At 39.3% G+C, this 12,884-nt stretch carries 14 protein-coding genes; 13 read left to right on the top strand and 1 reads right to left on the bottom strand.

Annotated features, from left to right (window positions below; translation table 11 throughout):
• The first annotated feature begins 67 nt into the window (after positions 1-67).
• The 8 genes from GWK08_RS01450 to GWK08_RS01415 all read left to right on the top strand — a co-directional run bounded on the left by GWK08_RS01450 (position 68) and on the right by GWK08_RS01415 (position 7,280).
• On the top strand, positions 68-1,192 hold the full coding sequence (locus tag GWK08_RS01450; protein WP_163605131.1) for an alpha/beta hydrolase-fold protein: 1,125 nt from the start codon (positions 68-70) through the stop codon (positions 1,190-1,192).
• Positions 1,193-1,260: 68 nt separating this feature from the next.
• Positions 1,261-1,800, top strand: coding sequence for an AAA family ATPase (locus tag GWK08_RS01445; protein WP_163605130.1), 540 nt, complete (start codon positions 1,261-1,263; stop codon positions 1,798-1,800).
• A gap of 79 nt (positions 1,801-1,879) precedes the next feature.
• On the top strand, positions 1,880-2,686 hold the full coding sequence (locus GWK08_RS01440; protein WP_163605129.1) for a nuclear transport factor 2 family protein: 807 nt from the start codon (positions 1,880-1,882) through the stop codon (positions 2,684-2,686).
• 87 nt (positions 2,687-2,773) lie between these two features.
• Complete coding sequence (locus tag GWK08_RS01435; protein ID WP_163605128.1) at positions 2,774-3,151, top strand: DUF1428 domain-containing protein; 378 nt, start codon at positions 2,774-2,776, stop codon at positions 3,149-3,151.
• A 93-nt stretch (positions 3,152-3,244) separates the two neighbouring features.
• Positions 3,245-3,619 (top strand): hypothetical protein, encoded by a 375-nt coding sequence (locus tag GWK08_RS01430; RefSeq protein ID WP_163605127.1) that lies wholly within the window; start codon positions 3,245-3,247, stop codon positions 3,617-3,619.
• A gap of 45 nt (positions 3,620-3,664) precedes the next feature.
• On the top strand, positions 3,665-4,840 hold the full coding sequence (locus tag GWK08_RS01425) for a serine hydrolase domain-containing protein (RefSeq protein WP_163605126.1): 1,176 nt from the start codon (positions 3,665-3,667) through the stop codon (positions 4,838-4,840).
• A 236-nt stretch (positions 4,841-5,076) separates the two neighbouring features.
• Positions 5,077-6,447, top strand: coding sequence for an FAD-containing oxidoreductase (locus GWK08_RS01420; protein ID WP_163605125.1), 1,371 nt, complete (start codon positions 5,077-5,079; stop codon positions 6,445-6,447).
• 5 nt (positions 6,448-6,452) lie between these two features.
• Positions 6,453-7,280 (top strand): redoxin domain-containing protein, encoded by an 828-nt coding sequence (locus GWK08_RS01415; RefSeq protein ID WP_163605124.1) that lies wholly within the window; start codon positions 6,453-6,455, stop codon positions 7,278-7,280.
• A 58-nt stretch (positions 7,281-7,338) separates the two neighbouring features.
• On the opposite strand, the gene GWK08_RS01410 is transcribed toward GWK08_RS01415, so the two are convergent.
• Complete coding sequence (locus GWK08_RS01410) at positions 7,339-7,605, bottom strand: hypothetical protein (protein WP_163605123.1); 267 nt, start codon at positions 7,603-7,605, stop codon at positions 7,339-7,341.
• A gap of 637 nt (positions 7,606-8,242) precedes the next feature.
• On the opposite strand from GWK08_RS01410, the gene GWK08_RS01405 reads away from it, so the two are divergent.
• The 5 genes from GWK08_RS01405 to GWK08_RS01385 all read left to right on the top strand — a co-directional run bounded on the left by GWK08_RS01405 (position 8,243) and on the right by GWK08_RS01385 (position 12,860).
• Positions 8,243-9,061 carry a helix-turn-helix domain-containing protein gene (locus GWK08_RS01405; RefSeq protein WP_163605122.1) on the top strand — a complete coding sequence of 273 codons (819 nt, stop codon included), beginning with the start codon at positions 8,243-8,245 and terminating at the stop codon, positions 9,059-9,061.
• 106 nt (positions 9,062-9,167) lie between these two features.
• Positions 9,168-10,589: a DUF4932 domain-containing protein gene (locus GWK08_RS01400; RefSeq protein WP_163605121.1), complete on the top strand. Its 1,422-nt coding sequence runs from the start codon at positions 9,168-9,170 to the stop codon at positions 10,587-10,589.
• 83 nt (positions 10,590-10,672) lie between these two features.
• Positions 10,673-11,047, top strand: coding sequence for an ArsR/SmtB family transcription factor (locus GWK08_RS01395; RefSeq protein ID WP_239524844.1), 375 nt, complete (start codon positions 10,673-10,675; stop codon positions 11,045-11,047).
• A complete protein-coding gene (locus GWK08_RS01390) occupies positions 11,040-11,498 on the top strand; it encodes an SRPBCC domain-containing protein (protein ID WP_163605120.1) in 459 nt (152 codons plus the stop codon). Before GWK08_RS01395 ends, GWK08_RS01390 begins: the two co-directional genes overlap by 8 nt.
• 162 nt (positions 11,499-11,660) lie before the next feature.
• Positions 11,661-12,860 carry a hypothetical protein gene (locus GWK08_RS01385; protein ID WP_163605119.1) on the top strand — a complete coding sequence of 400 codons (1,200 nt, stop codon included), beginning with the start codon at positions 11,661-11,663 and terminating at the stop codon, positions 12,858-12,860.
• Positions 12,861-12,884 lie beyond the last annotated feature (24 nt).

Here is a 12,884-nt window from a genome sequence, read left to right as displayed (position 1 = left end):
AAAAAGCAGAATTTTAATAAGTAGAGGCTTGTTTTTATATTTTAGTTTCTCTTTAAACCTAACAAATATGAAAACAACCTTCTCACTGATTTTATTAGTATTTTCTGTATCAGGATTATTTTCCCAAACTAAAGGTTCTGAAGTTAGTATCGGAACCAATTTTTCAATCAATTCCAAGATCTTAAACCAGGACAGAGATATACAAATATACCTTCCTGACAGTTATGAGAGTTCGAAAGAAAATTATCCGGTACTGTATATCTTAGACGGACAAAGGTTTTTTACCAACGGAGTTGCTATTCAAAGATCTACCATAGCTCCGGCCGAAATTCCGGAAATGATCGTGGTTGGGATTAACAGCAGCCGTGAATTACGATATACTTTATTTGGTGATGAAAGCACAAAATTTACCTCTTTTATTAAAAATGAAGTAATACCATTTATAGATTCCAATTACAGGACCACCGGGGAACGTATAATTTTTGGATGGGAAGCAGGAGCATACTACGTCAGTGAAATGATATTAAAGGAAAAAGACTTGTTCTCCGGAGCTATAGCGTCAAATGGAGGTTATGCTTCCGAAGAAACTGTAAAAGGATTCAACTGCGATAAAGAGATCTATTTATATATGGCAAACTCCAGAAAGGATATTTATAATATCTCTTCTTCAGATACTTTTAATGATGCCTTAAAAAAGAACAGTCCCAAAAACTTAATCTGGAAATATGAACTGCTTGATGATGAAGTTCATCAATCACTACCTTATTTAGCCATGTATAAAGGGATTAAATACTATTACCATAATTATCCTTCGTTGATCTTTGAAACTATTCGGGCCTATGTAGATGCCGGTGGAATACCGTATTTAAAATCGTATTTCAAAGAAAGAGCAAAGCGTTTTGGAGGAGAAGGCAAGATTGATAATAGTACTAAAAACAGATTGATATGGCTGGCCTGGAACAGGGATAATTTCGAATACTTTAGCTTTTTTATGGAGGAGTTTAAAGATGTTCTGTCAACACAAAGATATGCTTCAGCATATTGGCAGAACAGATTCGGACAGTTTTATTTAAAACATAAAGACTATAAAAATGCTATCAGGTATTTTGAAGCAGGTATTAAAAAATACCCGAATACTGAATTTGACGAAGCAATGAAAAAAGGATTGAAAACCGCTCAAAAGAATAAATAAAACAGGGAGTAAGAACTAAAAAATAGTCACAGGCAATTTGAACTAACAACCTATTTTGTATTAAAGAAATGAAGATATTGATATTTGGAGCATCAGGTTCGGGAACAACAACTTTAGGAAAAGAAATTGAAAAAGCGACCGACTTTGTCCACCTGGATGCCGATGATTATTACTGGAAAAAGACAGACCCTCCTTTTACAGAAAAAATACCTCTTGCTGAACGGAATGAAAAAATAAAATCTGATTTCAATAAAAATGAAAATGTTGTAATCAGCGGGTCAATGATCAGCTGGGGAAGGGAATGGGAGACTTCATTTGATTTGGCAATATTTATCTATCTGAACAATAAGGTCAGAATGGAAAGGCTTAAAAAAAGAGAATTTGAGCACTACGGAGAAAAATTATACACCGACCCGGTGAGGAAAAAGAACTACCAGGCATTTTTAGATTGGGCCAATCAATACGAAAATCCGGATTTTAAAGGAAGGTCATTAAAAATGCACAATGACTGGATTGAAAAACTGGACTGTAAAGTATTGAGAATAGATGGCGAAATAGAATTGAGGGATAAAGTGGATAGAGTTATGACCGAAATAAAAAGACCATAACAACAAATTTGTAATCGTAATTATAACTGTAACAATCAATAAGGGATTTTGTCTTTAAATTGAACTAACAAATTCGATTATGAAAAAATTGATATACTTTATCACCATTCTAATACTATTGACATCCTGTAAGCAACCAACAGAAGAAACAGCAGAAGCATTAGAAAAAAGCGAACACCCGGAAGTTGAACAGTCATCTGAACTTTTCAAAACAATTGCGGTAATGGACAGCTTGTATTTTTCAGCTCAAAATGAATGCGATTTAGAAAAGTACGCCTATTATTTATCTGAAGATTTCGAATTCTTCCATGACAAAGGCGGGTTTATCGATTCAAAGGAAAGTGAAATGGCGGAGATGGCTATTTTTTGCGGGGAAGAACAAAGAACAAGACAGCCCTTGAGAAGAGAATTGACCAAAGGTAGCCTTAAAGTTTTTCCAATGGATAATTACGGAGCCCTTGAGCATTGTGAACATGTTTTTTATCTGCAGATCGATGACGGAACGGAAAAACTGGTGGGGTCTGCAAAAATGACGGCTTTATGGAAACTGGAAAACGATGAGTGGAAACTCACCCGGGTCATAAGTTATGATCACCAGCCACTAGCCGAAGTAGAGTTGACCAGCGAAACCCTCGATCAATATGTTGGGGATTATATTCTCCCAGACAGAATAGTAAACATTAAAAAAGAAGGGAAACTGTTGAGAGTAACCGATATTAATGACGGTAAACCTGGCTGGACAAAGGAATTATTTCCTGAATCAGAGAATACTTTTTATTTAAACTATGAAAATGTCCGGTATGAGTTTATCAAAAACGAAAATAAGGTAGAAAAGCTGAATATTTACGAAAAGGGAAAACTCTTTGAGGAAGCAAAAAGGAAGTAGTAAAGTCTGCAGCAAATACGTCATGTATGAATGTTATAGATTTACTATCTTAGACATAGTAAGAAACAGAATAAAATCGAGGAAAACATGGCAAATTATATAGACGCATTTGTGCTTCCCATTCCACAGGAACATTTAAATCAATATCGGGATGTTGCCGGCGTAGTTGCAAAGATCTGGAAGGAACACGGTGCACTCGCTTACTTTGAGTATGTGGGCGAGGACCTGAAATTAGAAGGTACACGTTCTTTTCCGGAAGCCGTAGCAGCAAAAGAAGATGAGGCCATCATATTCGGATGGGTTGTATTCGATTCACGCGAGACACGGGATCTTGCAAATAAACGGGTTGCATCAGACCCAAGAATGGTAGACTTAATTGCTCCATTGACAAATCCGTCAAGGGTTATCTTTGATGCCCAAAGGATGGTTTATGGCGGATTCCAGGCTCTTGTCCAATCAACATAGCAACAGGACCGGAGAAATGATCAAATTCACGTTCCGATTTCGAATAAATGACCATATAATATTAGCAAATACAACACTGAAAATTTATTCTAAATGGGATTTGAATTAGTAGAAGAACCAAAGCTAAAATATAAAATAGTTAAGCAGCATTTCCTGGCCGGACCTACGTTTACCGACGCTACCAAAATTTATGACGCGGGTAGAAAAACTCCGTTTTACTTTCTGTGCCCCAACTGTAAAAAGCACAGCATAAACATAGATCACCTGAATACACGCTATTTTAATAAAGAAGGCTTTATTCTCGATCTTGATGAGGTTGTTAAGTTGGGAGGTGCGGGACCGATGCACAAACTGATCAAATGCTCGCATTGCAATAGTATTTTCTATATCGGTATAGGTTACTTCGAGCCCAATAACGGAAGAGATGTTTTTGATATACATACTATTATTGAAATAGCCGAAATGTGATCTTAGCTTTTTGTATCTTCGGTATCAATTAGCCGTAGAATACAAATGAAGAAAAGAAGAATACTCCTTATTATAATCCTCTTACTGGTAATCGGAATTATCTGGATCGTTGAGCCAGTGTCTTTAAACCCGTTCAGTAAGGTGGAAATCCCCAGGACAGAAAGTATAACCGATATAAATTGTGAAGGATCTGCATTTACTCTTGATGGGGATCTGGAAGAACGGGCCAACGATACGATCAATAAATATATAAACTCCAACAGCTTTTTGGGAGTTACTGCCGGCCTGTATGTCGAAAATTGCCTGACCTATACCGGTGGAGCCGGTTTTACAAGCAAACGAGGTCAAAAGAGAGCAGATAGCGATATGCTGGGAAGGATAGCGTCTATTACCAAACCAATGACTGCTGTTGCCATCATGCAATTGTATGAAAAAGGGATGCTTGATCTGGATGAGCCCATTCAAACTTATCTACCGGAATACCCGAAAAAACCCAAAGGAGATATTAGCATACGGCAGTTGCTTAAGCACACTTCGGGAGTTAATCACTATTCATCAAATTGGGATGCGCTTTCTTTTACCCATTACCCGACCTTGATCAAGGCGTTGGATGCCTTTAAGGACAATGAACTGGAATTCGAACCGGGTACTCAGTTTTTGTATTCCTCCTACGGATACACGTTGCTGGGAGCAATTATTGAAAAGGTTTCGCAAATGAGTTATGGGGAGTATATGCAGAAGAATATTTGGGATAAGGCAAATATGTCCCATACCAGCCTTGAGGAAGATAAAAAGTATGAGAAAAAATCCCGCCTCTACCTGAAGGTCAAGTCAACCTTTATCAAAAGCCCGAAAACAGACCTGAGTGTTATCTACTCTGCCGGGGGTGTCCAGTCTACTGTGGGAGATCTGCTCAAATTCGGAGAAGCTGTACTTAACAATAAACTTATAGACAGTACCAGCCTTGATATGATGATAAACGCTACGGATGAACTGGCGCCGGCAATAGGGGATGATCCTTATGGCTTCGGATGGGCTGTCTACGATCATCCCGAATACGGTAAGATCATTCAGCACAGCGGATCACAACCGGGTACCAGTTCTTTTCTGGCTATATATTTAGACCACAGAGTGGTATCGGTGGTTATGTCGAATAGCTTCGGATCGGGAAGGAATGCCTTCAGACTGTCCAGGAAACTGGCAGCTATAGCCCTGGAATAACAATCGTCCCAAAAGTCCAATAACCCTGTTGTATTTTTATGTATATTCGGTACAGGAAGATATAGCACAGGATCTGAATGAGTTTACCGGAGGTTGACCGATATGTGATCCCTGCCTGACTATCTTATTAATTCTTCAGCATATTGCTAACATTTGAGAAAGTATCGAAAAGAGATATTATGAGAAACTTATGTCTCTGCTGAAGCAGACAATACACACTATTTAATACAAAATATATGGAAAAGTTTGATGCGATTATCATCGGAACGGGGCAGGCCGGGCCTTCATTAGCTGCCAGATGTGCTGCAGAAGGTTTAAAGACAGCAGTTATTGAAAAAGCTAAATTCGGAGGTACCTGCGTTAATGATGGTTGTACTCCGACCAAAACTTTGGTGGCCAGTGCAAAGATGGCACATATGGCCAGGAGGGCTGAGGATTACGGAGTGGTCATTAATGGCGATATCTCCGTAGATATGAAAATGGTAAAAGCCAGAAAAGATGCTATCGTAAGCAAATCGAATACAGGTGTGGAGAACTGGATGAAGAACACAAAGAACCTAACCGTGTTTGAAGGACATGCAAGATTTACCTCCAACAATACCATAGCTGTAAATGATAAGGTATTGACCGCAGATAAGATCTTCCTGAATGTGGGAGGAAGAGCCTATATTCCTGAAGGTTTCGAAGGTGTGGATGTTCTTACGAATACCGAAATGATGGATATAGATTTTGTACCGGAACATTTAATTGTTGTGGGAGGAAGTTATATCGGATTGGAATTCGGACAGATGTATAACCGGTTTGGAAGTAAGGTAACGATCATTGAACGTAATGACCGCCTGATCCGAAGGGAGGATGAAGATGTATCGGCAGAAGTACAGAAGATCCTGGAGGACGAAGGTATCAGCTTCAGGTTCGGGGCTACCTGCCTTGGAGCCAAAATGGAAGGAGACAGGGTAGTGGTTAATGTAGATTGTGAAAAAGGAGACCGGGAAGTAAGAGGAAGCCATCTTCTGCTGGCAGTTGGAAGGGTGCCCAATACAGATGACCTGGGCCTTGAGAATACAGATATTAAAGTTAATGCCCGCGGATTTATAGAAGTGGATGATGAGTTAAAAACCAATGTTTCCGGAGTTTGGGCAATGGGAGATGTAAATGGAACCGGGGCTTTTACACATACGGCCTATAACGATTTTGAGATCGTGGCGGCTAATCTTTTTGACAACGATCCGAGAAGGGTAAGTGATCGGATCATGTGCTACGGATTGTTTATAGATCCTGCCCTTGGAAGAATAGGAATGACAGAAGACCAGGTACGCCGTTCCGGCAGGAAAGCACTCATGGGCACACGTACCATGGTGCGGATCTCCAGAGCAAGGGAAAAAGGAGAGACCTACGGTTTTATGAAAATCCTTGTCGATGCGGAGACCAAAAGGATCCTGGGAGCTACCATCCTGGGTATTGAAGGAGATGAGATCATTCATTCGCTCCTGGATATAATGTACGCCGATAAACCTTATACGGTTATTCAAAGGGCGGTGCATATTCATCCCACGGTATCAGAACTGATCCCGACCACCCTGGCAGATCTCAAACCTTTGGAATAACCGATATGAAAAAGAAATTAAAACCCGGAGATAAATTCCCTGATTTCAGCTTACCCGATCAGAATGGTAGATCCGTTAACCTATCGGATTTCACCAGACAGGGAGAAGCCGATAAACGATACGGATTTAAAGATGGTTATCCGCTGATCGTCATTTTTTACAGGGGTTTTTTCTGTCCTAGAGACCAGCAGCAATTCAGGTCGCTGTTGGCATTTCAGAAAGAACTGAACGTTAATTTCTGCAAAATGGTAGCCATAAGTGCAGATGAACCCATAGTTTCTTCAGCTTTTAAAGCCGGCCTTGGAGCCGGATGGCCTTTTTTATGTGATACAGATCGCAAGCTTATCAGAGAGCTGGATATCCTTGATGAGACCGAAGGGGAGTACGCCTATAGAGCGTTGCCTTATACTTTTGTACTGAAGCCTGACCTGGAGGTCTTTAAAATATACAATGGTTGGTATTTTGTAGGGAGACCTACAATAGAAGAACTGAGGATAGACCTGAGAAGTATAATGCAGGAGATGGACTATTATTCCTATGAAGCTTTTAATTCTCCTCATGTCAAAAAAATAAGGATACCCCAGCAAACCTGGACGGAAGGCTATTCCGAACGGGCAGAACCCACAGAAAAAGGAATAGTGGATTCTTTTAATATACGTACCGGAAACGGCTATATAAAAGCACCTCAGTTTGATGAGTTGATCTTTTTCAATTTCACAGCTATCCCCGGAGAGGGTTATCGCACCATAAAAGCAGGTGAAAAGGTGAAATTTGAATTGGTAAAGACCCACACCGGATTATCGGCAACCAATATCCTGAGGATCCCTGATTGATGCATCAGCTATACAAAAAGAGGGGGGCCATAGCTCTTACCTTATAAGCTGATCCTGATTAAATAGTAACTCCTTCTTTTTCCTGTTTGTTTTTGGCCGGTTTTAGTTGATCCTGATTTTTGGTCTTTATACGACGTGGTTCCGGAGTTATTTCCGATGAAGACTTCGTAGCCTCTATATTAATTTTATTTCCGTTTTTTTCTTCCTGTATTTCGGTTCCTTCCCTGAACCATCCTACTTCATTTGTTCTGTGGATTAATATAACAGTACCCGAGATAGCCAGAATAACACAGAATAGAATGCCTAAGTTCGTTTTAGTTTTCATAATACAAGTCTTTGTTGTTTATAAAAGCATGTTTATTTTAAGATTAATGGGCGGGATTAGAAGAGTGTGATCGGATTAATTACCTATAGACTATTTCATGTAAATCAAAATTCCTGATTCCAATTAATAGAACAAACTATCAGATAGATTAAAACGCTCGTCTAATCCTGACATTTTGAGAAGTAAAAAATGTGTAATGTGAAGGTTGTGAATTTTAGCTTATCTAAAATATAAATAAATTCTCAAATATTTTAGTTGAATATCTACTTTATTTGATATTATATTATCATGAAACTGTTAAAAAAAGCTTTTTTTATGTTAAATTCACTTAAGTGTTAAAAATTACCACATAAAATCGGTTGTTAAGTAATGATAATTATGAGGGTTATTTGTAGGAATAAAATGCCTGATTCAAGCTTTCAAATTGTTCATTACAAAGACCGATCTGATCTTGATAAACTTTGAACAATTCCCGGTAAAATTGACCTTATGACTATTGGTCATCATATGATTAATAACAGGTGTCATTGAAAAGAGATGTGAGCGCTGGAGTATTTTTATTTTACCTTATGCGATTAAAATTTCTTTTTCAGGAAATCTAATATTAACTTGGAAGCAAAACCAGAAGAAGTATTTAATGCTGTTCAGATCTACTTGCCCGAATCATAAAGAATTAAAGAAGTACATTCAGTATATCCTCTTTAATAAATCTACGGATGCAGCCAACAAAAGCTCTTTTACGAGTTTTCCGAACAACAATATAACCCTTTGTATCGTACAGGGGAAGCAGGTGATCAGGGATGTGAGCAGCAATTCCTATCAGGAAAAAAAAGCAATTACTTCTTATCTGACCGGCTTGTATATGAAACCTAATTCCTTTCATGTAGAAGGTGAATTAGATGAGATCTGTATAGAATTTACCGTAGCGGGTTATTACCGGTTCTTTCCCTTCCCGTCCAGGAAATTTATGCTTACCGATGATATCCTGACCGAGGCTTTCGGAAAAGAAAGTGTTTTTTTCTTTGAAAATGTTTTTGAAGAACCCGATTTTGATCGGAGAGCTGATCTGATCGAAAGCTTTTTAGCCCGTAATTTAAGGGATCATAAAACTTCTTTTATTGAAAATGTGATCAACAGTATTGATCATTACGGTTTTACAAAACTTGAGGAAGTCAAAACTTATTTCAACTGTTCCGAAAAGAAACTATACCGGGCTTTTAAGGAATACTACGAACTGAGCCCCAAGGAATATCTGCAGCTTTTGCGTTTTCGGAGGAGTCTGATGGAAATTAACGATCTCAGAAATCACAGCCTGACCGACATCTCCTATAAGTGTGGTTACTACGACCAGAGTCACTTTATCAAGGAATTTAAGCGATTTTCAGATACCAACCCGAAGATCCTTAGAGATCAGATCAGGGATATTGATGGAAATGTCCTGATTACGGTAAGCTGATAAATTCTGTCCGATTTTTACAATTATAATGCTTGCGGGAATAATTACTTTGTAATACAATTTTAAAAAGTAAATAGTAACAATGATTAAAACCCAAAGTAATTTTATGAGAGAACTGCGATTTGAAAAACTGTTTTTACTGTTTTTATTATGGATGACGGTTTCCTGTTCCGGAGAAAAGAAAAAGGAGATCGAACTTATCCGCTCTAATGCCGAAACGATTACCTACTACATAAATGAAGAAGCACACCCTACCTGGGGTATTGTACCGGAAGCAAAACCGGACCGCCTGCATGTCGAGTGTATTGAAGAAGAGACAGAAGTTGCTTTTGTTACCGATATAGATTCTATCAGTTTTAAGATTAAAGTGAAAGACACGGTGCAATTCTACGTGTTGCTAAAGGAAAAGGACAGTGCCCTTACGGAGATCGTCGGTATTCCGAAAAATGCTAACTTTTCAGATGCTTATATTGAGGAGAATCAGGGAAAATTTAAAGTGGAAGTACCCGAAGTTCACGAATTGGTAAATATTATGGTGGCGATCTCGGAAATAGGGCAGGTAGATGCTAATATGACCGATCTGTCAACAGAATATCACCAGGAAGTGCTGGACCATTTTCTGCCTTATAAAGATCACGCTGCGATGGATACCATTAATGCTCTGATCGCGGGCCCGCTTGAGGAAACCGGTTTTGCACCTATAGATAGTTACTGGAACTATTATTCCCTGAAAATGAACGCTTGTGGCTACCTCTTTAACGATGAGGGGGCGATCCTGGATGATGGCATCATTCACAAAATGGGTTTTGATAATCCGGGCGACCTGGTTAAAGAACATAAACCTCTGCTGGAGGATTTCGCAAAAGTATCCGGTTTCAGGCAGTTTTATAAGGATCATAAACCTTATTATGAAGAACTTATCAGTATCTATAAATCCCTGAATCCTATTGATAAGATGCAGGAATGGCTCGAAGCAAAATTCCCTATTAAGTATGGAAACTACAGGGTTACCTTTTCTCCTTTGGTAGGAGGAGCACATTCTACCAATAAATTTAAGGATAATGGCTTTGAACAGACCGTAATGTTTATCTGCAGAGCACAGATGTTTGAGGAATACAACGAAGCGGTGAATGAGATGATCCAGTCCAGGGTGGTCTTTACCGAAATAGACCATAATTTCGTAAATCCTATTTCCGATAAATACCTGGAGCGCATAGAAGAAGTGATGGGAGAGCGTGAAGAATGGGTAAACCCAAAAGCGGCCGGTACGGAAGCTTATTCCAACTCGTATTCTGTTTTTAACGAGTATATGACCTTTGCCATCTTTTCTGCCTATTGTCTTGATAAATTTTCACAGGCAGACCAGGATGCTTTTATTCCTTTGATGGAAGAGCAAATGGAAAAGGGAAGGGGCTTTATCAGGTTTAAGGATTTCAACCAAAAACTTGTCGAATTGTACAAAGAGGACCCGGACAGGGATATCCATAAGCTGTACGAAGCCATGTTTGACTGGTGTGCAGCCCAGTAAACAGATAGAAAATCAAGGCCCGGTTTAAAGCCGGGTTTTTTTACGGCTGCAAGTTATTTTTATAAAAATATTTGTGTAACCGAATGATTACGCATATATTTGTAACCAATCAGTTACGTAATATGATGAGAAGAGATGTGTTCCAGGCTATTGCAGACCCTGTCAGAAGAGATATAATCAGGCTTTTGGCAGAAGATACCCTTAGCATTAATTCTGTGGCCGAAAAATTTGATGTTAGCCGGCCGGCAATTTCAAAGCACCTGAAAATACTGGAAGAATGCGGAATAATCACTATCAGTAAGCAGGGGAGAGAACGATATTGTACCATACAGCCCAGGAGCCTGATCCCCGCGTTTATGTGGATAGATCAGTATAAAGGCTTGTGGGAGGACAGACTGGATTCCTTCGAAAACTATTTAACTAAACTACAACAGGAAAAAAACAAAGAAAATGAATGAAACAAACCAATTGGACAATCGAACCTTATCATTAAAAAGAACCTTTAATGCCCCCGTGGAACTGGTCTGGGAAGCATGGACCCGGCCTGATCATATTGCACAGTGGTGGGGCCCCAAGGGAATGGAAACCAGGGTTGTTGAACACGACTTCAGGCCCGGAGGCAAATGGGAATACGTAATGATCATGCCGGATGGTAAAGAATTTATTACCAACGGACGTTATCTGGAAATTGTAGAATTTGAAAAGATTATCTCATCAGCCGACTTCAAACCCATGACGGAAGGGGTGGAGATACAGGCCTTTTTCGAGGCAGATGGAGATAAGACCAATTTTACGTTCAAGGTGGTCCATCCCACAGAAGAATACTGCAGACAGCAGGAGAAAATGGGCTTTATGAATGGTTGGGGATCTGTTTTCGACAGATTGAACGAATTTCTCACGACGGACTAAAGTTGCAATCAGATATAATTTCATACAGGAACCGTTTACATTGATAAATGGTTCTTTTTTTATTTGCAGAACCTTCCCGATAAATATCTGATTCCTGACTCCGGTTTTTAAATTAATCAGTACTTTCGGCTTTAGTTTGGGCCGGATCAAAAAAAAGCCAATATGAACAGCAAGTGGAGTAAGATCAGTTTATTTTTTCTGTTTTATGTAGCGCTCGTGGGCACTTTGATGAGAGCTATTTCATATGTCCGGCTTCCGTTTCAATACGATCACCTGGTCCATTCACATTCTCATGTTGCTTTTCAGGGATGGATATACACCCTCCTGATGTTGTTCACCACACGCTTGTTCCTTACCAAAGAGCAGATCAGGAAAGGGAAGTATTCTCTACAGTTTAAGATAACCGTCCTTATTATTGTTGGGGTATTGGTTTCCTTTGCACTACAGGGATACGCTTTGTATTCGATTATTTTTTCATCCCTCTTCCAGCTTTTGAATTACTGGTTTATTTTCAGGTTTTTTAAAGACAGTAAAAAGAAGGAGAGAGCTACTCCGTACTCTATTTCCCTTCGTTTTATCAGGACAGGTTTTTGGCTGGGTCTTCTGTCAACCCTGGCCCCATGGGGTATTGGGATCCTGGCAGCAAAAGGACTTGCGGGGACAGAAGCGTACCATTCTTTTGTTTACTTTTTTCTTCACTTTCAATACAACGGCTGGTTTTTGTTTGCGGTACTGGGACTGTTCTTTAAACAACTGGAAATGGAACAGGTTCCATTCGACCGGAAAAAGGCAAGGTATTTTTATTTGATGTTCACCTGGGCCGTTATTCCGGCATATTCACTTTCCTTATTGGGGATGAGTTTTAAAGGACTTATAATGATCCCGGCGGTACTCTCGGCAGGGATACAGCTTTTGGGATTGGTGTTTTTCTGGCAGATACTCAGAGGGGCAGGAGTATGGTTTTTAAAGAAACCTCCTTTGTATAAATTGTTCATGTTCACTGCCCTTGCTTCCTTTTTTATCAAAGTAGCTCTGCAATTCATGTCGGTTTTCCCTGTTTTTGAAGCCTATGCATTCGGTAGTAAAAATGTGATCCTGGCTTATTTACATCTGAGTCTTATCGGCGTTATTTCATTTATGTTGATGGCCTTACTCATCCAATTTAAATGGATAAAAACAAATATGTTTACCGTTGTTGGAAGTATCTTTTTGTTTCTTGGGTTTGTTGTAAGCGAAGCAATTCTGGCGCTTAGCGGAATAGGAGTATTTCAGTTATATACTTCTCTTCTGATCTTCAGTGCTGCTATGGCTCTCGGCATCCTGATCCTTTTACTAAGCCCCTATAAAACGAGGGAGAGTTAGATTTTCCGTATTTTAGTTAGAATA

It is taken from the genome of Leptobacterium flavescens, assembly GCF_010671605.1.
In the GTDB taxonomy this organism is placed as follows: domain Bacteria; phylum Bacteroidota; class Bacteroidia; order Flavobacteriales; family Flavobacteriaceae; genus Leptobacterium; species Leptobacterium flavescens.
This window is presented reverse-complemented; position numbering and strand designations above follow the sequence as displayed.

What these genes read in the sequence shown, in the direction of transcription:
- GWK08_RS01450 (WP_163605131.1), top strand. Translation starts at nt 68, where the DNA reads ATGAAAACAACCTTCTCACTGATTTTATTAGTATTTTCTGTATCAGGA.
- GWK08_RS01445 (WP_163605130.1), top strand. Translation starts at nt 1,261, where the DNA reads ATGAAGATATTGATATTTGGAGCATCAGGTTCGGGAACAACAACTTTA.
- GWK08_RS01440 (WP_163605129.1), top strand. Translation starts at nt 1,880, where the DNA reads ATGAAAAAATTGATATACTTTATCACCATTCTAATACTATTGACATCC.
- GWK08_RS01435 (WP_163605128.1), top strand. Translation starts at nt 2,774, where the DNA reads ATGGCAAATTATATAGACGCATTTGTGCTTCCCATTCCACAGGAACAT.
- GWK08_RS01430 (WP_163605127.1), top strand. Translation starts at nt 3,245, where the DNA reads ATGGGATTTGAATTAGTAGAAGAACCAAAGCTAAAATATAAAATAGTT.
- GWK08_RS01425 (WP_163605126.1), top strand. Translation starts at nt 3,665, where the DNA reads ATGAAGAAAAGAAGAATACTCCTTATTATAATCCTCTTACTGGTAATC.
- GWK08_RS01420 (WP_163605125.1), top strand. Translation starts at nt 5,077, where the DNA reads ATGGAAAAGTTTGATGCGATTATCATCGGAACGGGGCAGGCCGGGCCT.
- GWK08_RS01415 (WP_163605124.1), top strand. Translation starts at nt 6,453, where the DNA reads ATGAAAAAGAAATTAAAACCCGGAGATAAATTCCCTGATTTCAGCTTA.
- GWK08_RS01410 (WP_163605123.1), bottom strand. Translation starts at nt 7,605, where the DNA reads ATGAAAACTAAAACGAACTTAGGCATTCTATTCTGTGTTATTCTGGCT.
- GWK08_RS01405 (WP_163605122.1), top strand. Translation starts at nt 8,243, where the DNA reads ATGCTGTTCAGATCTACTTGCCCGAATCATAAAGAATTAAAGAAGTAC.
- GWK08_RS01400 (WP_163605121.1), top strand. Translation starts at nt 9,168, where the DNA reads ATGAGAGAACTGCGATTTGAAAAACTGTTTTTACTGTTTTTATTATGG.
- GWK08_RS01395 (WP_239524844.1), top strand. Translation starts at nt 10,673, where the DNA reads ATGATTACGCATATATTTGTAACCAATCAGTTACGTAATATGATGAGA.
- GWK08_RS01390 (WP_163605120.1), top strand. Translation starts at nt 11,040, where the DNA reads ATGAATGAAACAAACCAATTGGACAATCGAACCTTATCATTAAAAAGA.
- GWK08_RS01385 (WP_163605119.1), top strand. Translation starts at nt 11,661, where the DNA reads ATGAACAGCAAGTGGAGTAAGATCAGTTTATTTTTTCTGTTTTATGTA.